This is a genomic window from Streptomyces arenae (assembly GCF_022343545.1).
In the GTDB taxonomy this organism is placed as follows: domain Bacteria; phylum Actinomycetota; class Actinomycetes; order Streptomycetales; family Streptomycetaceae; genus Streptomyces; species Streptomyces humi.
Genome location: NZ_JAKQYH010000064.1, coordinates 260,811 through 281,663, shown reverse-complemented (window position 1 = coordinate 281,663; position 20,853 = coordinate 260,811). Strand labels below are relative to the sequence as shown.

The following is a 20,853-nucleotide window of genomic DNA, read 5'->3' as shown; positions in this document are numbered from 1 at the left end:
CCGGCCGCGGACAGGATTCCGAAAGAGGCTTGAACAAACGAAACCGCTTTCCCGTACCCATCCCTGAACGCTGGCGCCGCGTTTGTAAACCCACCTCTGACCCAAGTGAGGCATCCGCATGTCCAGGGCTCTTCCGAAGTACAACAAGCGTCGTGTCGCGCTCATCGGCGGCGCTGCCGCCGTGGCGCTGTCCGGTGCGGTCATCGCCGGTTCGGCCCTCGCCGGAACGCCGGACAAGAGCAGCGACACCAGCAATGCCCGCACCCTCGCCGCCTCGCCCGGCACGATCACCTGCCCGGACGTCGCCTCCAAGCTGCCGGCGATCCCCGCCACCGCGCAGGCCGAGGTCACCCGCAACCTCACACTCCTCCAGACGCAGATCGACGAGGCCAACAAGCGGCTGGTCGACACCGTGGGCCAGGGTGGGCCCAACTTTGTGAACAACGCGATCCTCGGTCCCCTCAAGGACAAGCGCGTCGCCACCATCAACCGGATCGCGACCGCGATCGGCCGCACCGCGGCCAAGCCGACCGGCCTGGACTCGCTGGCGCCGTGCACCCTGAACGCGAGCGGGACCAGCACGAACACCGGCAGCGGTACGGCGACGGGGGCGGCCTCCGCGGCGCCCAGCACGGCGGCCACCCAGCAGCAGTCGACCGGCGGCACCGGCACGAACACGGGCAGCACCGCCGTCGGCACGATCACCTGCCCGGACGTCGCCTCGAAGCTGCCGGCGATCCCCGCGTCCGCGCAGGCCGAGGTCACCCGTAACCTGACGCTCCTCCAGACGCAGATCCAGGAGGCCAACAACCGGCTCCAGAGCACGGTCGGCCAGGGCGGCCCGAACTTCGTGCAGAACGCGATCCTCGGCCCGCTGGCGGACAAGCGGAAGTCGACCATCGACCGGATCGCCATCGCGATCGGCCGCACCTCCACCAAGCCGACCGGCCTCGACTCCCTGGCCGCCTGCACGCTCACCAAGTGACGTGACAGGCAGCCGTGGCCGCCCCGTGTACAGCGCCGGCCGGGGCGGCCACGGTGGACCCTGTCCGGATCCCGGAAACCCTTAGACGGGCGAAGTAACCGCGCGGATAATTTCCGGGTATGGGAAAGACCTACGAACGCATCGACGGCAGGCTCCGCACGTTCATCGAGGAACAGCCCCTGTTCTTCACCGCCACCGCCCCGCTCGCGGGCGACGGCACGGTCAACCTCTCACCCAAGGGGCTCAAGGGCTCCTTCGTCGTACTGGACGAACTCACCTTCGCCTACCTGGACTTCGCCGGCTCCAACGCGGAGACCATCGCCCATCTGCGGGAGAACGGCCGCATCACCCTGATGTGGTGCGCGTTCCAGGGCCCGCCGAACATCGTGCGGGTGCACGGCCGCGGTGAGCCGGTCTTCGGTGACGATCCCCGTTTCGGGGACCTCCTCAGCCGTTTCCCGGACATCGACCCGACCCGGCACGGTCTGCGCGCGGTCATCGTCGTGCACGCCGAACTCATCCGGGACAGCTGTGGTTACGCGGTCCCCTACATGGCCTACGACGCCGACCGCGAGCTGCACGAGAAGCGCTTCGCGCGCGAGGACGACGCCTCGCTGAGCGCGTACTTCGAGAAGAAGGAACACATCGCGCTGAGCCTGGACGGCCTACCCGGGCTGCCGTTGCCGCTGCCTCCGTCTAGCGTCTGAGCCATGCGCCCAGTCCTTGCCGTGACCCTTGTCTCCGCCTCCCTGCTGCTGCTCGGTGCGGCCCGCGGGGACGGGGACGCGTCGCCGCTGCCCGCCCGGATGGCCGACACGGGCGGCGGCAGCCAGCTGATCACCGCCGAGGCGTCCGCGACGAGCTCGACGTCGGGGACGCTGACGTGGTGGGAGCGGCAGGACGGGACGTGGGTGAAGGTGGGGTCCGCCGACGCCCGGTTCGGGGCGAAGGGGCTGGTCGAGGGGGCCGGGCGGCAGCAGGGTACGAACACGACGCCGACGGGGCTGTACGACCTGCCGTTCGGGTTCGGCATCAGGGCGGCGCCGGCGGGGACCTCCGTCGAGTACCGGCCGGTGACGGCGGAGTCGTGGTGGTGCCAGGACAACGACTCGGCGTCCTACAACCGTTGGGTGCAACCGCTGCCGTCCGACTGCCGGGCCGCGGAGTCGGAGAAGCTGTCCTCGTACACGACGCAGTACGGGTACGCGCTGGTGATCGGGTTCAACTACGCGCAGCCCGTGCGGGGGCGGGGGGCCGGGATCTTCCTGCACGTCAACGGGGCGGGGGCGACGGCGGGGTGCGTGTCGGTGCCGGAGGACGCGATGCGGCGGATTCTGGAGTGGGCGGATCCGAAGAAGGGGCCGCATATTGCCATTGGGACGGTGGGCGGGGATACCGCTCTTACCCGGTACTGAGGTTGCGTTGCGCCGTAGGGGTACGGGTGCGTTGGCGGGTGCCGGTGCGTCGTGGCTGGTCGCGCAGTTCCCCGCGCCCCTAGGTGGGTGACCCTAGCGTCAGCCGCACAGTGAACGTCGTTGAGCCCGGGTGGCTCTCCACGGTCACCGTTCCCCCGTGTGCCTCTGTCACCGCTGCCACGATCGACAGGCCCAGGCCCGCTCCCGCGCCCGTCGCGTCCGGGCGGCGGCGGTGTTCGGCTCGGGTGAAGCGTTCGAAGACGCCGGGCTGGATGTCCTCCGGGATGCCCGGGCCGTCGTCGTGGACCCGGAGGACCGCCGCCGCGGCGTCCGTCTCCAGGGTCACCGTCACCTTCGTGCCGGCAGGTGTGTGCAGGCGCGCGTTGGCCAGCAGGTTGGCCAGCACCTGATGGAGGCGGTGGGTGTCGCCGGTCACCGTGACCGGTTCCTCGGGGAGGTCCAGGGTCCAGCGGTGGTCGGGGCCCGCGGCGCGGGCGTCCGTGACCGCGTCCAGGACCAGCCGGGTGAGGTCGACCGGGTGACTCTCCAGGGGACGGCCCGCGTCCAGGCGGGCCAGCAGGAGGAGGTCGTCGACCATCTCGCCCATGCGGGAGGACTCGGCCGCGATGCGCTCCAGGGCCCGGGTGATCTCGGGGGGCACCGGGCCCGGGTGGAACAGGGCCAGCTCCGCGTGGCCGCGGACCGAGGCGACCGGGGTGCGCAGTTCGTGGCTGGCGTCGGCCGCGAAGCTGCGCAGGCGTTCCTCGCTGGCATGGCGCTTGGTGAGGGCGTCCTCGACATGGCCGAGCATGCGGTTGAACGCGGTGGCCATCCGGCCGACCTCGCTGCGGGGGTCGGACTCGGGGGCGCGGGGCGGCAGAGCCACCTCGCCGCTGGCGAGCGGGAGTTCACTGACCCGGGTGGCCGTGTCCGCGACGCGGCTCAGCGGGCGCAGGGACCACCGGACCCAGAGGGCGCCGGCCACCCCGGCCGCGGCGAGGGCGAGGCCGAAGACGGCCGCGGCGACCAGCTCCAGGCGGTGGACGGTGGCGTGTACCGGTTCCAGGGGCAGGCCGGTGATCAGGACGTCGCCGTCCCGGCCCGGCCAGGCCAGCAGCCGGTAGGCGCCGATCGAGGCGAGGCGGACCGTGTGACCGCGGCCGTCCACCGGCAGTCCGGCGAGCACGGCGCGGTCCCGGGCCGTGAGGGCGACGGTGAGGTCCGGGTCGGCTCCGGAGGGGATCAGGGCCGCGTTGGTGACCCGGCCCTTCAGCAGGCGGGCGCCGAAGGTGCCGGAGGCCTGGCGGCGGGTGTCGCCGTGCTCGTCGCCGTCCCGGTCACTGGGCTTGTACTTCCCGTGTTCCAGGGACTGCGGGAAGCTCGGACCGGCCTGCTGGAGCTGCTGGTCCAGGCGCCCCGTGAGGAAGCCGTCCAGTTCGACCACGGCCGCGACACCCACCGCCGCGCAGCTCACCGCGAGCAGCACCACCAGGCCCGCGGTGAGGCGGGCGCGGAGGGTGCGGGGGCGGGGCAGGCGTCGGATCAGGTGCCGAAGCGGGTGCCGGAGCCGTCGTGGCGGGTTCATCGGGTCACCGGTTTGAGGACGTACCCGGCGCCGCGGACCGTGTGGATCATGGGCTCGCGGCCCGCGTCCACCTTCTTGCGCAGGTAGGAGATGTACAGCTCGACAACGTGGGCACGGCCGCCGAAATCGTAGGACCACACCCGGTCGAGTATCTGTGCCTTGCTGAGGACGCGGCGCGGGTTGCGCATCAGGAAGCGGAGGAGTTCGAACTCGGTCGGGGAGAGCTCGATCAGCTCGCCGGCCCGGGTCACCTCGCGGGCCTCCTCGTCCATGGTGAGATCGCCGACGGTCAGCCGGGGGCCGTCCTCCTGCTGGCGGGCCATGCCCGCGCGGCGCAGCAGGCCGCGCAGCCGGGCGACGACCTCCTCCAGGCTGAAGGGCTTGGTGACGTAGTCGTCACCGCCCGCGGTGATGCCGGCGATCCGGTCCTCCACGGCGTCCCGGGCGGTGAGGAAGAGCACACAGACGTCCGGCTTGACCTGGTGGAGAGAGCGCAGGACCGCGAAGCCGTCGGTGTCCGGGAGCATCACGTCCAGGACCACCGCGTCCGGCAGCAGCTCGCGGGCCGCGGCCAGCGCGGCCGCGCCGTCGCCGGCCGCCCGGACCTCCCAGCCCTCGTAGCGCAGGGCGCCGGTGAGCACCTCCGCGAGGTCCGGGTCGTCGTCGACGACGAGGACGCGGAGCGGGGTGCCGTCGGGTCGGGTGAGGGCGGGGCGGCCGGAGCGGGTCGTGTTCATCGCGCCTCCCAGCATCCCTCCTGCCGGGAGCGGGGAGTGACCGCGGGTGCTCTGAGTTTCCTCTGAGCCGGCTCAGCAGGCCCCGTTCAGAAGAGGCTCAGAGGTTCGGGTCGCACAGTGGGCGTTCCGGACGGAGAAAGGACACGACCCATGACGACCGTGGACGAACGGCGCACGGCACCCGCCGTGCCCGTGGCCACGCGCCGCTCCCCCGCGGGCGCCGTGCTCGCCCTGCTGTGGGCCGGTGCGGCGGCCGTGGTGCTGCTCTGGTGGTCGGACACCGGCTCGGTCGTGGGAGCGGCGGGCTGGCTGACCGGGGCGGGGCGGATCGCGGGCCTGCTGTGCGGATACGCCTGCGCGGTGCTCGTCGGCCTGATGGCACGGGTGCCGCTGCTGGAGGTGCGGGTCGGCTCGGACCGGGTCGCCCGGTGGCACGCCATGGCCGGCCGGTACACGGTGTGCCTGCTGGTCGCGCACGTGGTGCTGATCCTCACCGGGTACGCGGCCCAGGACCACGCCTCGATCGTCCACGAGACGCTGGACGTCGTCCTGAACTACCCCGACATGCTCAAGGCGACCGCCGGCACGGTGATCCTCTTCGCCGTCGGCATCACCTCGATGCGCGCGGCGCGCCGCCGGACCAGCTACGAGTTCTGGTACTACGTCCACCTGCTCACCTACGCGGCCGTCTTCCTCGCCTTCTTCCACCAGCTGGCGCTGGGCAACGACCTCAACGGCAAGCCGGTCGCCACCGCCTTCTGGTACGCGCTTTACCTCGGGGTCGCCGCGCTGGTGCTGTGGTTCCGGATCCTGGTGCCCGTGCGGCTCAACCTGCGGCACCGGCTACGGGTGCACTCGGTGCAGAAGGAGGCGCCGGGCGTGTACTCGGTGGTCGTCCAGGGCCGGCGGATCGGGGAGCTGGGCGCGCGGGCCGGGCAGTTCTTCCGCTGGCGGTTCCTCGGCGGTGACGGCATGGGCTGGGCGTCGACCCCGTACTCCCTGTCGGCCCCGCCGCGCGGCGACCTGCTGCGGATCACGGTCAAGGCGCTGGGCGACCACAGCGCGGCCGTGCCACTGCTGCGCCCCGGTACCCGGGTGTGGGCGGAGGGTCCGTACGGCTCCCTCACCGCGGACCGGGCGAGCGGCCACCGCACCCTGCTGATCGCGGCCGGCGTAGGCGTCACCCCGCTGCGGGCGCTCTTCGAGACCCTGCCCGGAGAGGTCACGCTGCTCTACCGGGCACGGACCGCCGAGGACCTGGCGCTGGGCGCCGAGCTGGAGGCCATCGCGCGCTGGCGCGGGGCCGAGGTGCGCTACGCCCTCAACGGCCCGCGGGGCGAGCGCCCCGCGCTGACCGCCGAGTCGCTGCGGGCGGCCTTCCCGGGCCTCGCCGGTTACGACGTGTACCTCTGCGGTCCGCACGGCTTCGCCCAGGAGCTCTACGGGGCGCTGCGCGCCGCCGGGGTGCCCGACCGCCGTATCCACCACGAGTCCTTCGAGCTGTGAGGCCCCTGCCGTGCACGCACTGAACAAGAACCGCCCACTGCGCCGCGTCGTGCTGGCGAGCGCCGCGACCGTCTCCGGAATGGTGATGCTGCTGGCGCTGAAGCCGCACACCGCCCCGACCGTGATCACCGACTCGGCGGCTCCCGCGCCGTCGGCGAGCGCGAGCGCCTCACCGGGCGCGACCAGCGGCTCAAGCGACTCCAGCGGCTCCGGCAAGTCCGGGAGCGGCAGCACCGGCACCAGGACCGTCACCGGGGACACCGTGCAGACCCGCTGGGGACCCGTCCAGGTCAGGGTGACCGTCAAGAACGGCAAGATCACCGACGTCACGGCGGTGCAGTACCCGACGGAGAACCCCCGGGACCAGCAGATCAACAGCTACGCCATCCCGCAGCTGCGCAGCGAGGCGCTGGCGGCGCAGAGCGCGAGCATCGACACCGTCTCCGGGGCCACCTACACCAGCGAGGGTTACCAGCAGTCACTCCAGTCCGCACTGGACTCCGCGGGACTCTGAACGCTCGGGCATCACGGCACGTACCTGTGGGCCAAGGGTCAAGTCCCTACGGAGGAACCGTGACCACCACGCTCGCAGGCGGACGTGCCGCCCGCCGCCAGACGATGCGCCGCATCCGCCCGCGCCGCTCCCCGGCCGTACCGCTGCTGCTCGCCGTGTGGGCGGGCGCGGCGGCCGTGCTCTGGCTGTGGTGGCACAACACCCCGTCCATCGCCGACCAGAACGGCAAGATCCTCAACGCGGGCCGCATCACCGGCCTGCTGGCCGGCTACCTGATGGCACTCGTGGTGCTCCAGATGGCCCGGGTGCCGGCGCTGGAACGGCGGGTCGGCTCCGACCGCGTCGCCCGCTGGCACGCGATGAGCGGCCGCTACACGCTCTGCCTGGTCTTCGCGCACGTCTTCCTCATCATGTGGGGCTACGCGCTCCAGGCGGGCAAGACGCTGAACGACATCGTCCAGCAGACCATCGACTCCGTGAACCAGCTCCCCGACATGGGCAAGGCGGCCATCGGCACCGGCCTGTTCGTCGTCATCGGCCTGACCTCGATCGGCCCGGTCCGGCGCAGGCTGCCGTACGACACCTGGTACCACGTGCACGTGCTCACGTACGCGGCGGTGTTCCTGACGTTCTGGCACCAGATCACCACCGGCAACGACTTCGCCCTCACCCCGATGGCCAAGACCTTCTGGTACGGCCTGTACGGCGCCGTCACCGCGCTGGTCGTCTGGTACCGGATCCTCACCCCGATCCGGCTCAACCTGCGGCACCGGATGCGGGTCGAGGCGGTCATCGAGGAGACGCCGGGCATCGTGTCGGTGCTGATCGGCGGGCGCAAGCTGCACCGGATGGGCGCGGAGGCCGGCCAGTTCTTCCGCTGGCGGTTCCTGGCGCCCGGGATGCGGTTCAGCTCGCACCCGTACTCCCTGTCGGCGGCCCCCCGCCCCGACATGTTGCGGATCACCGTCAAGGCGATCGGCGACCACAGCGCGCGGCTGCGCGAACTGCGGCCCGGAACCAAGGTGTGGGCCGAAGGGCCGTACGGGGCGATGACCGCGTCCCGGCGCAGCCGCGGCAAGGTCCTGCTGGTGGCGGGCGGCGTCGGGATCACGCCCATGCGGGCGCTGTTCGAGACGCTGCCCGGCGCCGCGGGCGACCTGACCCTGCTCTACCGGGCCAACACCACCCAGGACCTGGCGCTCTGGGACGAGCTCGCGAAGATCGCCGACGAGCGCGGGGCCCGGCTGATGTACGCGGTCAACAGCCCGGAGGGCGAGCGTCCTGACATCTCCGCGGAGAACCTCCAGCGGAAGATCCCGGACATCGACGACCACGACGTCTTCATGTGCGGCCCGCCCGGGTTCGCGCAGGGAGTGTACGAAGCGCTGCGCGGCGCGGGGGTCCCCGCCCGCCGCATCCATCACGAGTCGTTCGAGATGTGAGCGACGGGACCACACGGGAATCCAGGGAATCGGGAGTTCGGGAACGATGAGGAAGAGTCACCCCATCAGGCGTGTGGTGCTGGCCACCGCGGCGACCGTGTCCGGTGTCGTGCTGCTGCTGTCGCTGAAGCCGACCTCGGACCCGGCGTCCGCGTCGGCGGCGGGCGCGGCTCCGTCGGCCGCGGCGGCGGGGCAGGAGTCGCCGCAGGGCGGCACCGGTGCGGCCGGGACCACCACGGTGGACGGGGACGCGACGCAGACGCAGTACGGGGTCGTACAGGTCCGGCTGACCGTGGCGAACGGGAAGATCACCCAGGCCCAGGCGATCCAGGCGCCGAAGGGCGGCACCAGCGACCAGAAGACCGCGTTGTCGGTGCCGCAGCTCAACAAGGAGACGGTGGCGGCGCAGAGCGCGAACATCGACTCGGTGTCCGGGGCGACGTACACCAGCACCGGGTACAAGCAGTCACTGCAGTCGGCGCTGGACAAGATGAAGGAGGCGGCGTCCTCGTCGTCCTCATCGGGGTCCTCTTCGTCGGGCTCGTCCTCGGGTTCCTCCTCGTCGGGGTCCGCGCAGGCCAAGACGGTGACCGGGCAGGTCGCGCAGACCCAGTACGGGGCCGTCCAGGTCCGGATCACCGTCGCGGGCGGGAAGATCACCAAGGCGGAGGCGGTACAGGCGCCCAAGGGCGGGCTCAGCGACCAGAAGACCGCGCTGGCGGTGCCGAAGCTCAACCAGGAGGCGGTGGCGGCCGGCAACGCCAACATCGACTCGGTCTCCGGAGCCACCTACACCAGCACCGGCTACAAGCAGTCCCTCCAGTCGGCACTGGACCAGGCAGGTGGCTGAGGCGGTGGCGGAGTCCGCGGAGGCTCCCGCCGCGGTGCGTCACGCGGAGGAGGTCATGGGGACCGTCTTCTCCTTCGACGTCCGCGGCGGGGATCCGGACGCGGTACGCGCGGCCCTCGACGAGGCGGTCGCCGGGCTGCACCGGGTCGACGAGGTGTTCAGCACCTACCGCGAGAACAGCCAGGTGTCCCGCCTGGCGCGGGAGGAGATCGGCGTCGCGGAGTGCGATCCCGAGGTCGCCGAGGTGCTGGAACTGGCCGCCGAGGCGGAGCGGGTGAGCGACGGCTGGTTCAGCACGCGCTACCGGGGGCGGCTCGACCCCACCGGCATCGTCAAGGGCTGGTCGGCGGAGCGGGCGGCGCGGGCGCTGGCGCGGGTGGCCGGGGTGAGCGGCGTCAGCGTGAACGGTGGCGGCGACGTCCAGATGTTCGGCGCGCCGGAGCCGACGCGGGCGTGGCGGGTGGGGATCGCGGATCCGCTGCGGCCGGGCGGGCTGGCGGCGGTGATCTCGGCGGCGGGCGTGGCCGAGCTGTCGGTCGCGACGTCGGGAACGGCGGAACGGGGCGCGCACATCGTCGACCCGCGGACCGGCAAGTCGGCGGTGACGGACCTGGTGGCGGTGACCGTGGTGGGTCCGCGGCTGACGTGGGTGGACTGCTGGGCCACGGCTGCGTTCGCGATGGGGTCGCGGGCCGGGCTGGCCTTCCTGGAGTCGTTGCCCGAGGTGGAAGGGCTGCTGATCACGGCGGGGGACGAGGTGCGGTGCACCGGGGGTCTCGCGTCGCGGCTGGGCTGAGGCGGGGGCCGGACGCGAAGTTTTCCCACTTTTCTCCCCCGGACCGCCATCCAAATTCCCTCCTCCCCCGTATCCCCTGTGAAGCAAGTTTCGGGAGGAACACCATGGCCATCTTCAGCAATCTCCTGCCCGCCATGCATCGCGACCGCGACGACCGTTCGTCCGGCCACGGCGACGACCGGTTCGGGGACCGGCACGGCGACCGGCACGGGCACGACCACGACCACGGCCACTTCGGTGGCGACCACCACGGCCACGGCCACGGCGACCGTCACGGCCACAACGGCTACTGACCGCGGAGGGAAGGGTGAGCGGACCGGCAACCGGAGCGGCCGGTCCGCTCAGCGGTGGCCGGCGGCCGACGGTCGGCCGTCTGGCGGTCGGCCACCGGCTGTCGGCCGTCTGACTGCCGGATGTCGGCCGTCGGCTGTCGGTGAGGAGCCCGTGCCATGGGAGAGGTGCCCGTCGTGGGAGAGGTGCCCGTCGTGGCGGCCGCGCCCCCGGTCTCCCCGCGCGAGGTGTTCCGGCGGTTCTGGCCGTACACCCGCGGGGGCCGCCGCTGGCTCGTGCCCGTCGTGCTGCTGAGCCTCACCGCGCCCGTCGTGGACGCGGCCGAGCTCTGGCTCTTCAAGATCCTCGTCGACGACGTGCTGGTCGCCCGGGAGCTGCGGCCGTTCCTGTGGATCGCGCCCGCCTTCCTGGGCCTCGTCGTCTGTTCCGGCGTGCTCGGCTTCGCCGACGAGGTGACGTCCACCTGGGTCGGCGAACGCTTCCTGCTCGCGCTGCGCTGCGACGTGTTCCGGCATGTCCAGGGGCTGTCGCTCGGCTTCTTCGAGCGCCGCCGGCTCGGCGACGTGCTGTCCCGCGTCACGGGTGACGTCGACGCGGTCGAGACGTTCCTGCTCTCCGGCGTCGCCGACGCCCTCTACTACGTGATCCGGCTCGCCGTCTTCCTCGGTCTGCTGTGCTACCTGCGCTGGGACCTGACGCTGGTCTCCCTCGCCGTCGTACCGCTCTTCTGGGGCTGCGCCCGGCACTTCTCCCGCCTGATCAAGGACGCGTCACGGGAGCGCAGACAGCGCACCGGCTCGCTCAGCGCGATCGCCGAGGAGTCCCTGGGCAACGTCGTGCTGGTGCAGGCGTACAACCGGCAGGGCTGGGAGGCGCACCGGTTCGAGCGGGAGAGCGTCGGCAGGTTCCGGGCGACGATGACCTCCGCGCGGATCCGGGCCGTGTACGCGCCCGTGGTCGAGTTCGTCGAGGTGGCGGGCGGTCTCGCGGTACTGGGCCTGGGCACCTGGGAGCTGGCCAGGGGCCGGCTCACGCTCGGCGGGCTGCTGGTGTTCCTCGCCCTGATCGGCAAGCTGTACGGCCCGGTCCACGGGCTGTCCGGGCTGGGCACCACCTTCTACGCGGCCTCCGCCTCGGCGGAACGGATCATCGAACTGCTCGACCAGCGGCCCCAGGTGGCCGAGGCGCCGCACGCCCGGCGGATCCGGCGGGCGCGCGGCGCGGTGGAGTTCGACGGGGTGTGGTTCGGTTATCCCGGTGCGGCGGCCCCCGCGCTGTCGGACGTGTCCTTCCGGGTGGCGCCCGGCGAGACCCTGGCGCTGGTCGGGGCGAGCGGGGCGGGCAAGTCCACGGTCGCGAAGCTCCAGTTGCGGTTCTACGACCCCGACCGGGGCGCGGTCCGCCTCGACGGGACCGATCTGCGCGAGCTGTGCCTGGCCGACGTGCGCGACAGTGTGGCGGTGCTGCTCCAGGAGACGCTCGTCTTCCACGGCACCGTACGGGAGAACATCGCCTACGGCCGGCCCTCGGCCACCGACGCGGAGATCGTCGCGGCGGCCCGGGCCGCGGACGCGCACGAGTTCGTCGAACGGCTCCCGGAGGGCTACGACACCCTCGTGGGCCAGCGCGGCCGGACGCTCTCCGGCGGCCAGTGCCAGCGGCTGGCGATCGCCCGCGCGATGATCCGGGACGCTCCGGTGCTGCTGCTGGACGAGCCGACCGCCGGGCTCGACGTCCGGTCGGGCCGGCGGATCATGGAGCCGCTGCGCCGGCTGATGGCGGGCCGGACGACCGTGGTCATCTCCCATAACCTGCTGACCGTCCGCGACGCCACCCGGATCGTGGTCCTCGACCACGGCCGGGTCGTGGAGGACGGCGCGCCCGCCGATCTGCTCGCACGCGAGGGGCCGTACGCACGGCTGCACCGGTTGCAGGCGGGAGCGGTGCTGTCATGAGCCCCGCGGTCACGGTGCCGCCGCTGGCGCCGGGCACGGAACCGGTCCCGGGGTACGAGGTGCTGGCGCATCTCACGCGGACCGGGTGGCTGGACGTCCACGACGCCTGGAGCCGGGAGCGGTACTGCCGGTGTGTGATCAAGGTGGTGCGTCCCGACCGGCGGGACGAGCGGGCGCTGGCGGCGCGGCTGCTGCGGGAGGGCCGCTGGCTGCGGGAGTTCAGCCATCCGCATCTGGTCCGCGGGTACGAGGTGTTCGGCTCCCCCGAACCGCTGGTCGTCCTGGAGACGCTGACCGGTGAGACGCTCTCCCACCTGCTGCACCGGCTGCGGCGGCGGCCGGCCGCCGCCGACGTGGCGCTGCTCGGCGTGCAGTTGTGCTCGGCGGTGCACTACCTGCACGGCCGGGGCCTGCTGCACCTGGACCTCAAGCCGGCCAACGTGGTGGTGGACCGCGGGCACGCCAAGGTGTTCGACCTGAGCGTGGCCCGGCGGCCCGGCCCCGCCCCCGCCGGGCTCGGCACCCGCGGCTACCGCGCTCCCGAGCAGGCCCGCGGCGGGACGCTCACGGCCGCCACCGATGTGTGGGGCATCGGCGTCACCCTGTTCGAAGCGGCCTGCAGAGCCGGACCGTTCGGTGACGGCGGGGCCGTCGCGGAGCACCGGGCGCCGCCTCTCTCGTCCCGGCGGCGGCTCCCCCGCGCGCTCGCCGCCGCCGTGGACGGCTGTCTGCGGGAGGATCCCGCGGCCCGTCCCACCGTCGCCGGTCTGGCCGCCGCCCTGGAGGCCGCGCTGCCGGCCCCGGTCCCCGGCCGGTGAGTCACGCCACGGGTGTCACCACCTTGGCCTGCGCCAGCCGGGCGGTGGCGAGCACGGTCCCGTCGGCGCTGGTCAGACGGGTGCTGGAGTACCGGGTGAGGTCGACGGGGACCGCCACCCCCCAGTTGCCGCGTCCGTCCCGTACGGGGAAGTCGCCGACCCTGGTGGTCGTGCCGTCGGCGCGTTGCAGGAGGCAGGTGATCCTGCCGTTGTAGGGGGTGCCGGGAAGGGCGACGGACACGAACATCCAGGCGGGGCTGCCGGGGTGGGCGTAGACCTCGCCGACGGGCTCCCCGCCGCCCGCCGGGATCATGTCCCCGACCAGCACGGGCTCGGACTCGACGGCGGCCGGTGGGGAGGCGGTGGCGCCCTCGACGACGGTGCCGATCCCCCAGCCGGCGAAGCCGACCGCGACGGCGAGGGCGGCGGCCGCCGCCGCGAGCCGCAGCCGGGCCCGCCGGGCGCGGCCGCGCAGGTGCTGGGGGGCACGCCGGGCGGCCCCCTCGGGCCCCGCCGCCTGCTCGCCGAGGCTGCGCGCCACCCGGGTCTCGAAGCCGGGCGGTGGCTCGCACTCCGGCAGCAGGCCGATCAACCGGTCGCCGATGCCGGTCAGTTGACGGACGTACTCCCGGCAGTCCGCGCACCCGTCCAGGTGGGCGACGGCCTCCGCCCGCTCACGGCCGGGCAGCACGCCCAGGGCCAGTTCGGCGCCGGCCTCCCGCAGCTTCTCGCAGTGTGCGTCACCGGACATGGTCGCCTCCCTCCGGAGCCGTGAGTGCGGTGCGGAGCCTCGCCATCGCCGTTCTGATCCGGGTCTTCGCGGTGCCCAGCGGGATCCCTTCAGCGTCGGCGACCTGCTGGGCCGTCATGCCGTGGATGCCCGCCATCAACAGGGCCCGCGCCTGTTCTCTGGGCAGCCGGCCGAGCGCGGCCCGGAGCTGGGTGGAGGCCTCGTCGGCCAGCGCCCACCGTTCGGGCGTCTCGGTGACGGCGTCGAGGAGGGGGTCGAGGTCCTCGGGTGCCATCGGCTCCGTCCGGCGGGCGCGGACGGCGTCGACGGCGAGGTTGTGCGCGATGGTCGTCAGCCAGGTGGTGACCGAGCCACGGCGCGAGTCGTAGATCTGGGCGTGCCGCCAGGCACGCTCGAAGGTCTGCTGGGCGATGTCCTCGGCGAGCTGCTGGTCCCCGGTGACGGCCATGGCGACCCCGAAGACCCGGTGCTGGAACCTCCGTACGAAGATCACCGCGAGCTCCGGGTCTCCGGTGGCCAGCCCGGACAGCAGAGCTTCGTCCGGGAGGCGGCCGACAGGGAACCGGAAGCCCGTCACACCTCTGTATACGTTCGACGGCCGCCAGGAGATTGCCCGCCCGCCTGACCGCTCGCCGCGGAAGATCACATAACCATTCTCCGTCGGCGGGCCGGACCCCGCACGCGGGTCAGTGGCCGTTCTGGGCCAGGCGCAGCAGATGCTCGGCGAGGGCCTGGCCGCCGGTCGGCTCCCGGCTGATGAGCAGCAGGGTGTCGTCGCCGGCGATGGTCCCCAGGATGTCGTGCAGCTCGGCCTGGTCGATGGCCGAGGCCAGGAACTGGGCCGCGCCGGGCGGGGTGCGCAGGACGACCAGGTTCGCGGACGCCTCGGCCGAGATCAGCAGTTCCTGGGAGAGGCGGCGCATCCGCTCCTCCTTGGCCGACTCCCCCAGCGGGGCGCGGGGGGTGCGGAAGCCGCCCTCGCTGGGGACCGCGTAGATGAGCTCGCCGTCGGTGTTGCGGATCTTCACCGCGTTCAGCTCGTCGAGGTCCCGGGACAGGGTCGCCTGGGTGACCGTGAGCCCGTCGTCGGCGAGCAGCTTGGCGAGCTGGCTCTGTGAGCGCACCGGCTGCCGGTTGAGGATGTCCACGATCCGGCGGTGCCGGGCGGTCCGGGTCTGCGGCACCGCGGGCCCCGCCCCGCCGGACTGGTCGAACTCCTGCGCGTGGCTCATCGTCGTCTCATTCTCCGGATCGTCCGTCCCCGCTCGCTGCGTCGAGGATGCCGGGCAGGGCCCCGAGCAGGGCGTCCGCCTCGGCGTCGCGGAGGTTCAGCGGCGGCATCAGCCGTACGACGTCGGGAGCGGGCGCGTTCACCAGGAACCCGGCCTCCTGAGCCGCCTGCTGCACCTGTACCGCGCGCGGCTCGGTGAGCACGATACCCAGGAGGAGACCCGTCCCCCGGACATAATCGATCAACCCGTGACCGAGACCCTCGATTCCGTCCCGCAACCTGCCGCTCTGCCGCTTGACGTTCTCCAGCAACCCCTCGTTCTCGATGGTGTCGAGGACGGCGAGCCCGGCGGCGCAGGCGACCGGGTTGCCGCCGAAGGTGGTGCCGTGGTGGCCCGGCTGGAGCAGTTCGGCGGCACGGCCGAAGGCCACGGTGGCGCCCAGCGGCAGTCCGCCGCCGAGTTGCTTGGCGAGGGTGACGACATCGGGCAGCACGCCCTCGTGGGCCTGGTACTCGAACCAGGTGCCGGTGCGGCCGATGCCGGTCTGCACCTCGTCGAGGACGAGCAGGGCGCCGGTGGCGGCGGTGATCGCGCGGGCCGCCTTGAGGTAGCCGGCCGGGGGCACGACCACACCGTTCTCGCCCTGGACGGGCTCGATGACGACGAGGGCGGTCTCCTCGGTGACCGCGGCGGCCAGCGCCTGCGCGTCCCCGTAGGGCACGTGCGTGACGTCGGCGGGCAGCGGGCGGAACGGGTCCTGCTTGGCGGGCTGGCCGGTGAGCGCGAGGGCGCCCATGGTACGGCCGTGGAAGCCGCCGTCGGTGGCGACCATGTGGGTCCGCCCGGTCAGCCGGCCGATCTTGAAGGCGGCCTCGTTGGCCTCGGCGCCGGAGTTGCAGAAGAAGACCCTGCCGTCCCGGCCGAAGAGCTGGAGCAGCCGTTCGGCGAGGGCGACGGTGGGCTCGGCCATGAAGAAGTTGGAGATGTGGCCGAGTGAGGCGATCTGGCCGCTCACGGCCTCGACGATCGCCGGGTGGGCGTGGCCGAGCGCGTTGGTGGCGATGCCGCCGACGAAGTCGAGGTACTCCCGGCCGTCGGTGTCCCAGACCTTGACGCCCGCACCGCGCACCAGGGGCAGCCGCGGGGTGCCGTAGTTGTTCATGAGCGCGCCCTGCCAGCGCGAGGTCAGTTCCTGGTTGCTCATGAGTCCCCCTCCGCGTCCGGCACGACCATCGTGCCGATGCCTTCGTCCGTGAAGATCTCCAGCAGGATCGAGTGCTGGACCCGGCCGTCGATGACCCGGGCGGTCTGCACGCCGCCCCGCACGGCGTGCAGGCAGCCCTCCATCTTCGGCACCATGCCGGCGCTCAACTCCGGCAGCAGCTTCTCCAGCTGGGAAGCGGTGAGCCGGCTGATCACCTCGTCGGAGTTCGGCCAGTCCTCGTAGAGGCCCTCGACGTCGGTGAGGACCATGAGGGTTTCGGCGCCCAGAGCAGCAGCGAGTGCCGCAGCCGCCGTATCAGCATTGACGTTGTAGACATGCCCGTCGTCCTGGGAGCGGGCGATGGAGGACACGACCGGGATCCGGCCGTCGGCGAGCAGTGCCTCGATCGCGCCCGTGTCGATCGCGGTGATCTCGCCGACCCGCCCGATGTCGATCAACTCGCCGTCGATCGTGGGCTGGTGCTTGGTCGCGGTGATGGTGTGGGCGTCCTCGCCGGTCAGTCCGACGGCGAGCGGCCCGTGCTGGTTGAGCAGGTTGACCAGCTCGCGCTGGACCTGCCCGGCGAGCACCATCCGTACGACGTCCATGGCGTCCTCGGTGGTGACCCGGAGGCCGGCCTTGAACTCGCTGACGATGCCGTGCTTGTCGAGGGCGGCGCTGATCTGCGGGCCGCCGCCGTGCACGACGACCGGCTTGAGGCCGGCGTGGTGCAGGAAGACGACGTCCTGGGCGAAGGCGGCCTTCAGGTCCTCGTCGATCATGGCGTTGCCGCCGAACTTGATCACGACGGTCCTGCCGTTGTGACGGACCAGCCAGGGCAGCGCCTCGATGAGGGTCTGCGCCTTGGGCAGCGCGGTGTGCTTACGCGTGATGCTCATGACGAATACGCGCTGTTCTCGTGGACGTAGTCGGCGGTCAGGTCGTTGGTCCAGATCGTCGCGGTCTCGGCGCCCGCGGCGAGGTCGGCGACGATGTGCACCTCGCGGTAGCGCATGTCGACCTTCTCGCGGTCCTCGCCCACCCCGCCGTCCTTGCAGACCCAGACGCCGTTGATGGCGACGTTCAGCTGGTCGGGCTCGAAGGCGGCCCGGGTGGTGCCGATCGCGGAGAGCACCCGGCCCCAGTTGGGGTCCTCGCCGTGGATGGCGCACTTGAGGAGGTTGTTGCGGGCGATGGACCGGCCCACCTCGACGGCGTCGTCCTCGGAGGCGGCGTTGACCACCTCGATCTTGATGTCCTTGCTGGCGCCCTCGGCGTCGCGGATCAGCTGCTGCCCGAGGTCGTCGCAGACGGCACGCACGGCCTCGGCGAACTCCGCGTACTCCGGGGTGACTTCGGAGGCGCCGGAGGCGAGCAGCAGCACGGTGTCGTTGGTGGACATGCAGCCGTCGGAGTCGACGCGGTCGAAGGTGGTGCGGGTGGCGGCCCGGAGCGCCTTGTCCAGGTCCTCGCTCCCGACGACCGCGTCCGTGGTGAGGACGACCAGCATGGTGGCGAGGCCGGGGGCGAGCATGCCCGCGCCCTTGGCCATGCCGCCGACCGTCCAGCCTCCCCCAGACTCCGTCCGGGGGGACCCCCAGGTCACGACGGACGTCTTGTGCACGGTGTCGGTGGTCTTGATGGCGATGGCGGCCTTCTCACCGCCGTGCTCGGAGAGCTGGGCGGCGGCGGTCTCGACACCGGGCAGCAGCTTGTCCATGGGCAGCAGCACGCCGATCAGGCCGGTCGAGCAAACGGCCACCTCGATGGCGCCGCGCCCCAGCACCTCGGCGACCTTCTCGGCGGTCGCGTGGGTGTCCTGGAAGCCCTTGGGACCCGTACAGGCGTTGGCGCCGCCGGAGTTGAGGACGACGGCCGAGACCTGGCCGCTCCTGAGCACCTGCTCGGACCAGAGCACCGGCGCGGCCTTCACACGGTTGGAGGTGAAGACGCCCGCGGCGGCACGGCGGGGTCCGGTGTTGACCACGAGGGCCAGGTCCGGGTTGCCGTTCTCCTTGATCCCGGCGGCGATGCCCGCCGCCGTGAATCCCTTCGCTGCCGTCACGCTCACGGCGCAACTCCGATCGTGGTCAGCCCGGTGGTCTCGGCGAGACCCAGGGCGAGGTTCATGCTCTGGACGGCACCGCCGGCGGTGCCCTTGGTCAGGTTGTCGATGGCGCTGATCGCGATGATGCGGCCGACGGCCTCGTCGTACGCGACCTGCACCTGAACGGCGTTGGAACCGTAGACGGACGCCGTGGCGGGCCACTGGCCCTCGGGGAGCAGGTGGACGAAGGGCTCGTCGGCGTAGGCCTTCTCGTAGGCGGCGCGGACGGACTCCGCGGTCACGCCGTCCTTCGCCGCGGCACTGCACGTGGCGAGGATGCCCCGGGGCATCGGCGCGAGCGTCGGCGTGAAGGAGACGGCGACCCGCTCCCCCGCCGCGGCGCTGAGGTTCTGGATCATCTCGGGGGTGTGCCGGTGGCCGCCGCCCACGCCGTACGGCGTCATGGAGCCCATGACCTCACTGCCCAGCAGGTGCGGCTTGGGCGCCTTCCCCGCGCCGGAGGTGCCGGACGCGGCGACGATCACCGCCTCGGGCCCGGCGATCCCGGCGGCGTAGGCCGGGTACAGGGCCAGGGAGACGGCGGTGGGGTAGCAACCGGGTACCGCGATGCGCTTGGACCCCTCCAGCGCGGCGCGGGCACCCGGCAGTTCGGGAAGGCCGTAGGGCCAGGTGCCGGCGTGCGGAGAGCCGTAGAAGCGCTCCCAGTCGGCCGGGTCCTTCAGGCGGAAGTCGGCGCCCATGTCGACGACGAGGACGTCCGGGCCGAGCCGCTCGGCGACGGCGGCGGACTGGCCGTGCGGCAGCGCGAGGAAGACGACGTCGTGCCCGGCCAGGGCCTCGGGGGTCGTCTCCGCGAGCACCCGGTCGGCCAGCGGCAGCAGGTGCGGCTGGAGCGCGCCCAGGCGCTGGCCCGCGTTGGAGTTGCCGGTCAGGGTGCCGATCTCGACCTCGGGGTGCGCGAGGAGCAGCCGCAGGACCTCTCCGCCCGCGTACCCGCTCGCTCCGGCCACCGCCGCACGTACCGCCATGTCCATCCTCCTCCTGATGGCATGACTATACGGTTCGCTGCACTTTTATGCAATGTATGCGGAGGAGGAGGGGCGAGACCGCGCCGGTCGTGCGGGTGCCGCGGCGAGCCGGGCCTCGGCGATGCGGCGGGCGGCCGCCAGCGGGGTGACACCGGCCGAACGCGCCAGGCCGAGCACCTGGCCGACGGTGTCGCCGATGCCCTCCACCCGCCGGTGGGCGGCCTCGTGGTCGTGGTTCTCCGACTCCCGGCTGAGCGCGTAGACGATGCCGCCGGCACCGGCCACGTAGTCGGGGATCCACACGACGCCGTGTTCCGCGAGGTCGTCGGCGACGGACTCGTGGGTGAGCTGGTTGTTGGCCGGGCCGACGACCAGAGGCGCGGCAAGCCGGCGCACGGCCGCCGCGTCGAGGACGCCGCCGACGGCGGCGGGAACGAGGATGTCGGCGGGCGCGGACAGCGCGCGGTCAGGCTCGACCCAGCCGTACCCGCTCGCCAGGGCCGCGCCCTTGCGGGACTTGTCCACGTCCGACACCACGACGCGCGCGCCTTCGGCGGCCAGGCCGGCCGCGACTTTGCCGCCGACCGAACCGAAACCGCTGATGACCACCGTGCGCCCGGCACAGGAGGCGTCGCCGAACACGTGCCGGGCTCCGGCCCGCAGCGCGGCCAGCACACCGGTCGCGGTGGGTCCGCCGGAGTCGCCGGTCCCGCCGTGCCCGGCGGGCGCGCAGTACGCGTACGGCGAGAAACGCTTCAGGACCACCATGTCCTGCGGTCCGGTGCCGATGTCGGGGCCGGTCCGGTACGACCCCGCCAGCGACGCGATCAGCTCGCCCAGGTCCTCCAGGGCGGCCTCGCGCAGTTCCGCGGTGAGTCCGGTGTCCCGGCCGAGGGCGATGACGCTCTTGCCGCCGCCGAAGTCCAGCCCGGCCACCGCGGCCTTGTAGGTCATGGCCTCCGACAGGCGCAGCGCGTCCGTCAGCCCGTCCTGCCAGGTGTCGTAGCGGCGCAGCCGGCACCCGCCGACCGCCGGGCCCAGAACGCGGGAGTGGACGGCGACGATCAGCGGCAGCCCCGACCGGCGACCGCGACGGACGACGACCTCTTCATGCTCGAATGCTTGGCTCATGCGCCCCGAAGCTAGGGTGATGCACGGATCACAGGGCATCGGGCCGAACTAAATTCGGCACGAGGGGTGTGGAGGCAGTCATGGACGAAGTTGATTCGGCGATCGTGCACCATCTGCAGGTGGACGGTCGGCTGTCCAACCGCGCGCTCGCCGAGCGGCTGGGCATCGCGCCCTCCACGTGCCTGGAGCGGACCAGACTGCTGCACCGGCGCGGTGTCATCCAGGGCTACCGGGCGCAGATCTCCCTGCGGGCGCTCAACCGCCCGGTGCAGGCGATGGTGGCCACGCAGATCCGGCCGCTGCGCCGGGACGTCGTCGCGGCCTTCGAGCAGTCGGTGACCCGACTGCCGGAGGTCGTGTCCGTCTACACGATGGCCGGCAGCGACGACTTCCTCGTCCACGTCACGGCCCAGGACATCGACCATCTGCACGCTTTCCTGCTGGACCAGTTCACCGACCGGCGCGAGATCGTCGGCTTCCGCACGTCGATCATCTACCAGCACCTGACCAACCCGGTGCTGGACCCGTTGCCCGAGTGAGGCCCG

22 protein-coding genes are annotated in these 20,853 nt (G+C 72.4%); 12 read left to right on the top strand and 10 right to left on the bottom strand.

Translation table 11 applies throughout. The features are described from left to right. Positions 1-118: 118 nt before the first annotated feature. The 3 genes from MB828_RS29180 (at position 119) to MB828_RS29170 (ending at position 2,400) form a co-directional block, all read left to right on the top strand. Complete coding sequence (locus MB828_RS29180) at positions 119-985, top strand: hypothetical protein (protein ID WP_301650799.1); 867 nt, start codon at positions 119-121, stop codon at positions 983-985. A gap of 119 nt (positions 986-1,104) precedes the next feature. Continuing rightward, the gene (locus MB828_RS29175) at positions 1,105-1,692 is read left to right on the top strand and encodes a pyridoxamine 5'-phosphate oxidase family protein (RefSeq protein WP_301650798.1); all 588 of its coding nucleotides are present in this window, start codon (positions 1,105-1,107) and stop codon (positions 1,690-1,692) included. Positions 1,693-1,695: 3 nt separating this feature from the next. Then, complete coding sequence (locus MB828_RS29170; RefSeq protein ID WP_301650797.1) at positions 1,696-2,400, top strand: L,D-transpeptidase family protein; 705 nt, start codon at positions 1,696-1,698, stop codon at positions 2,398-2,400. Between the two features lie 79 nt (positions 2,401-2,479). Here MB828_RS29170 and MB828_RS29165 read toward each other — a convergent pair whose 3' ends face one another. Further along, complete coding sequence (locus MB828_RS29165; protein ID WP_301650796.1) at positions 2,480-3,985, bottom strand: sensor histidine kinase; 1,506 nt, start codon at positions 3,983-3,985, stop codon at positions 2,480-2,482. After that, the gene (locus MB828_RS29160) at positions 3,982-4,722 is read right to left on the bottom strand and encodes a response regulator transcription factor (RefSeq protein ID WP_133025938.1); all 741 of its coding nucleotides are present in this window, start codon (positions 4,720-4,722) and stop codon (positions 3,982-3,984) included. Before MB828_RS29160 ends, MB828_RS29165 begins: the two co-directional genes overlap by 4 nt. 150 nt (positions 4,723-4,872) lie before the next feature. Between MB828_RS29160 and MB828_RS29155 the strand changes: the two genes are divergently transcribed. The 8 genes from MB828_RS29155 (at position 4,873) to MB828_RS29120 (ending at position 12,894) form a co-directional block, all read left to right on the top strand. Beyond that, positions 4,873-6,228, top strand: a complete 1,356-nt coding sequence (locus tag MB828_RS29155) for a ferredoxin reductase family protein (protein ID WP_301650795.1) — start codon at positions 4,873-4,875, stop codon at positions 6,226-6,228. A 10-nt stretch (positions 6,229-6,238) separates the two neighbouring features. Then, positions 6,239-6,742 carry an FMN-binding protein gene (locus MB828_RS29150; RefSeq protein ID WP_301650794.1) on the top strand — a complete coding sequence of 168 codons (504 nt, stop codon included), beginning with the start codon at positions 6,239-6,241 and terminating at the stop codon, positions 6,740-6,742. 59 nt (positions 6,743-6,801) lie between these two features. Then, on the top strand, positions 6,802-8,184 hold the full coding sequence (locus tag MB828_RS29145) for a ferredoxin reductase family protein (RefSeq protein ID WP_301650793.1): 1,383 nt from the start codon (positions 6,802-6,804) through the stop codon (positions 8,182-8,184). Positions 8,185-8,230: 46 nt separating this feature from the next. Beyond that, positions 8,231-9,034 carry an FMN-binding protein gene (locus MB828_RS29140; protein ID WP_301650792.1) on the top strand — a complete coding sequence of 268 codons (804 nt, stop codon included), beginning with the start codon at positions 8,231-8,233 and terminating at the stop codon, positions 9,032-9,034. A 55-nt stretch (positions 9,035-9,089) separates the two neighbouring features. Then, positions 9,090-9,830 carry an FAD:protein FMN transferase gene (locus MB828_RS29135; RefSeq protein WP_430381445.1) on the top strand — a complete coding sequence of 247 codons (741 nt, stop codon included), beginning with the start codon at positions 9,090-9,092 and terminating at the stop codon, positions 9,828-9,830. Positions 9,831-9,934: 104 nt separating this feature from the next. After that, complete coding sequence (locus MB828_RS29130; RefSeq protein WP_301650790.1) at positions 9,935-10,123, top strand: hypothetical protein; 189 nt, start codon at positions 9,935-9,937, stop codon at positions 10,121-10,123. A 156-nt stretch (positions 10,124-10,279) separates the two neighbouring features. Beyond that, positions 10,280-12,076, top strand: coding sequence for an ABC transporter ATP-binding protein (locus MB828_RS29125; RefSeq protein WP_301650789.1), 1,797 nt, complete (start codon positions 10,280-10,282; stop codon positions 12,074-12,076). Further along, positions 12,073-12,894, top strand: a complete 822-nt coding sequence (locus tag MB828_RS29120) for a serine/threonine-protein kinase (protein ID WP_301650788.1) — start codon at positions 12,073-12,075, stop codon at positions 12,892-12,894. The genes MB828_RS29125 and MB828_RS29120 overlap by 4 nt, the downstream gene beginning before the upstream one ends. A 1-nt stretch (position 12,895) precedes the next feature. Here MB828_RS29120 and MB828_RS29115 read toward each other — a convergent pair whose 3' ends face one another. The 8 genes from MB828_RS29115 to MB828_RS29080 all read right to left on the bottom strand — a co-directional run bounded on the left by MB828_RS29115 (position 12,896) and on the right by MB828_RS29080 (position 20,308). Further along, positions 12,896-13,645, bottom strand: a complete 750-nt coding sequence (locus MB828_RS29115) for a zf-HC2 domain-containing protein (protein WP_301650787.1) — start codon at positions 13,643-13,645, stop codon at positions 12,896-12,898. Continuing rightward, positions 13,635-14,222: an RNA polymerase sigma factor gene (locus MB828_RS29110; protein WP_133025932.1), complete on the bottom strand. Its 588-nt coding sequence runs from the start codon at positions 14,220-14,222 to the stop codon at positions 13,635-13,637. The genes MB828_RS29115 and MB828_RS29110 overlap by 11 nt, the downstream gene beginning before the upstream one ends. A 109-nt stretch (positions 14,223-14,331) precedes the next feature. Then, positions 14,332-14,877, bottom strand: a complete 546-nt coding sequence (locus MB828_RS29105) for an arginine repressor (RefSeq protein WP_046726675.1) — start codon at positions 14,875-14,877, stop codon at positions 14,332-14,334. Positions 14,878-14,884: 7 nt separating this feature from the next. Then, complete coding sequence (locus MB828_RS29100; RefSeq protein ID WP_133025931.1) at positions 14,885-16,081, bottom strand: acetylornithine transaminase; 1,197 nt, start codon at positions 16,079-16,081, stop codon at positions 14,885-14,887. Beyond that, complete coding sequence (argB, locus tag MB828_RS29095) at positions 16,078-16,980, bottom strand: acetylglutamate kinase (RefSeq protein WP_301650786.1); 903 nt, start codon at positions 16,978-16,980, stop codon at positions 16,078-16,080. The genes MB828_RS29100 and argB overlap by 4 nt, the downstream gene beginning before the upstream one ends. Continuing rightward, on the bottom strand, positions 16,977-18,152 hold the full coding sequence (gene argJ / locus MB828_RS29090) for a bifunctional glutamate N-acetyltransferase/amino-acid acetyltransferase ArgJ (RefSeq protein ID WP_301650785.1): 1,176 nt from the start codon (positions 18,150-18,152) through the stop codon (positions 16,977-16,979). Before argJ ends, argB begins: the two co-directional genes overlap by 4 nt. Then, a complete protein-coding gene (gene argC / locus MB828_RS29085) occupies positions 18,149-19,177 on the bottom strand; it encodes an N-acetyl-gamma-glutamyl-phosphate reductase (protein WP_133025928.1) in 1,029 nt (342 codons plus the stop codon). Before argC ends, argJ begins: the two co-directional genes overlap by 4 nt. A 45-nt stretch (positions 19,178-19,222) precedes the next feature. Beyond that, on the bottom strand, positions 19,223-20,308 hold the full coding sequence (locus MB828_RS29080; RefSeq protein WP_301650784.1) for a Glu/Leu/Phe/Val dehydrogenase dimerization domain-containing protein: 1,086 nt from the start codon (positions 20,306-20,308) through the stop codon (positions 19,223-19,225). An 80-nt stretch (positions 20,309-20,388) separates the two neighbouring features. On the opposite strand from MB828_RS29080, the gene MB828_RS29075 reads away from it, so the two are divergent. After that, positions 20,389-20,847 carry an Lrp/AsnC family transcriptional regulator gene (locus MB828_RS29075; protein ID WP_301650783.1) on the top strand — a complete coding sequence of 153 codons (459 nt, stop codon included), beginning with the start codon at positions 20,389-20,391 and terminating at the stop codon, positions 20,845-20,847. Positions 20,848-20,853 lie beyond the last annotated feature (6 nt).

What these genes read in the sequence shown, in the direction of transcription:
- MB828_RS29180 (WP_301650799.1), top strand. Translation starts at nt 119, where the DNA reads ATGTCCAGGGCTCTTCCGAAGTACAACAAGCGTCGTGTCGCGCTCATC.
- MB828_RS29175 (WP_301650798.1), top strand. Translation starts at nt 1,105, where the DNA reads ATGGGAAAGACCTACGAACGCATCGACGGCAGGCTCCGCACGTTCATC.
- MB828_RS29170 (WP_301650797.1), top strand. Translation starts at nt 1,696, where the DNA reads ATGCGCCCAGTCCTTGCCGTGACCCTTGTCTCCGCCTCCCTGCTGCTG.
- MB828_RS29165 (WP_301650796.1), bottom strand. Translation starts at nt 3,985, where the DNA reads ATGAACCCGCCACGACGGCTCCGGCACCCGCTTCGGCACCTGATCCGA.
- MB828_RS29160 (WP_133025938.1), bottom strand. Translation starts at nt 4,722, where the DNA reads ATGAACACGACCCGCTCCGGCCGCCCCGCCCTCACCCGACCCGACGGC.
- MB828_RS29155 (WP_301650795.1), top strand. Translation starts at nt 4,873, where the DNA reads ATGACGACCGTGGACGAACGGCGCACGGCACCCGCCGTGCCCGTGGCC.
- MB828_RS29140 (WP_301650792.1), top strand. Translation starts at nt 8,231, where the DNA reads ATGAGGAAGAGTCACCCCATCAGGCGTGTGGTGCTGGCCACCGCGGCG.
- MB828_RS29135 (WP_430381445.1), top strand. Translation starts at nt 9,090, where the DNA reads ATGGGGACCGTCTTCTCCTTCGACGTCCGCGGCGGGGATCCGGACGCG.
- MB828_RS29130 (WP_301650790.1), top strand. Translation starts at nt 9,935, where the DNA reads ATGGCCATCTTCAGCAATCTCCTGCCCGCCATGCATCGCGACCGCGAC.
- MB828_RS29125 (WP_301650789.1), top strand. Translation starts at nt 10,280, where the DNA reads ATGGGAGAGGTGCCCGTCGTGGGAGAGGTGCCCGTCGTGGCGGCCGCG.
- MB828_RS29120 (WP_301650788.1), top strand. Translation starts at nt 12,073, where the DNA reads ATGAGCCCCGCGGTCACGGTGCCGCCGCTGGCGCCGGGCACGGAACCG.
- MB828_RS29115 (WP_301650787.1), bottom strand. Translation starts at nt 13,645, where the DNA reads ATGTCCGGTGACGCACACTGCGAGAAGCTGCGGGAGGCCGGCGCCGAA.
- MB828_RS29105 (WP_046726675.1), bottom strand. Translation starts at nt 14,877, where the DNA reads ATGAGCCACGCGCAGGAGTTCGACCAGTCCGGCGGGGCGGGGCCCGCG.
- MB828_RS29100 (WP_133025931.1), bottom strand. Translation starts at nt 16,081, where the DNA reads ATGAGCAACCAGGAACTGACCTCGCGCTGGCAGGGCGCGCTCATGAAC.
- argB (WP_301650786.1), bottom strand. Translation starts at nt 16,980, where the DNA reads ATGAGCATCACGCGTAAGCACACCGCGCTGCCCAAGGCGCAGACCCTC.
- argC (WP_133025928.1), bottom strand. Translation starts at nt 19,177, where the DNA reads ATGGCGGTACGTGCGGCGGTGGCCGGAGCGAGCGGGTACGCGGGCGGA.
- MB828_RS29080 (WP_301650784.1), bottom strand. Translation starts at nt 20,308, where the DNA reads ATGAGCCAAGCATTCGAGCATGAAGAGGTCGTCGTCCGTCGCGGTCGC.
- MB828_RS29075 (WP_301650783.1), top strand. Translation starts at nt 20,389, where the DNA reads ATGGACGAAGTTGATTCGGCGATCGTGCACCATCTGCAGGTGGACGGT.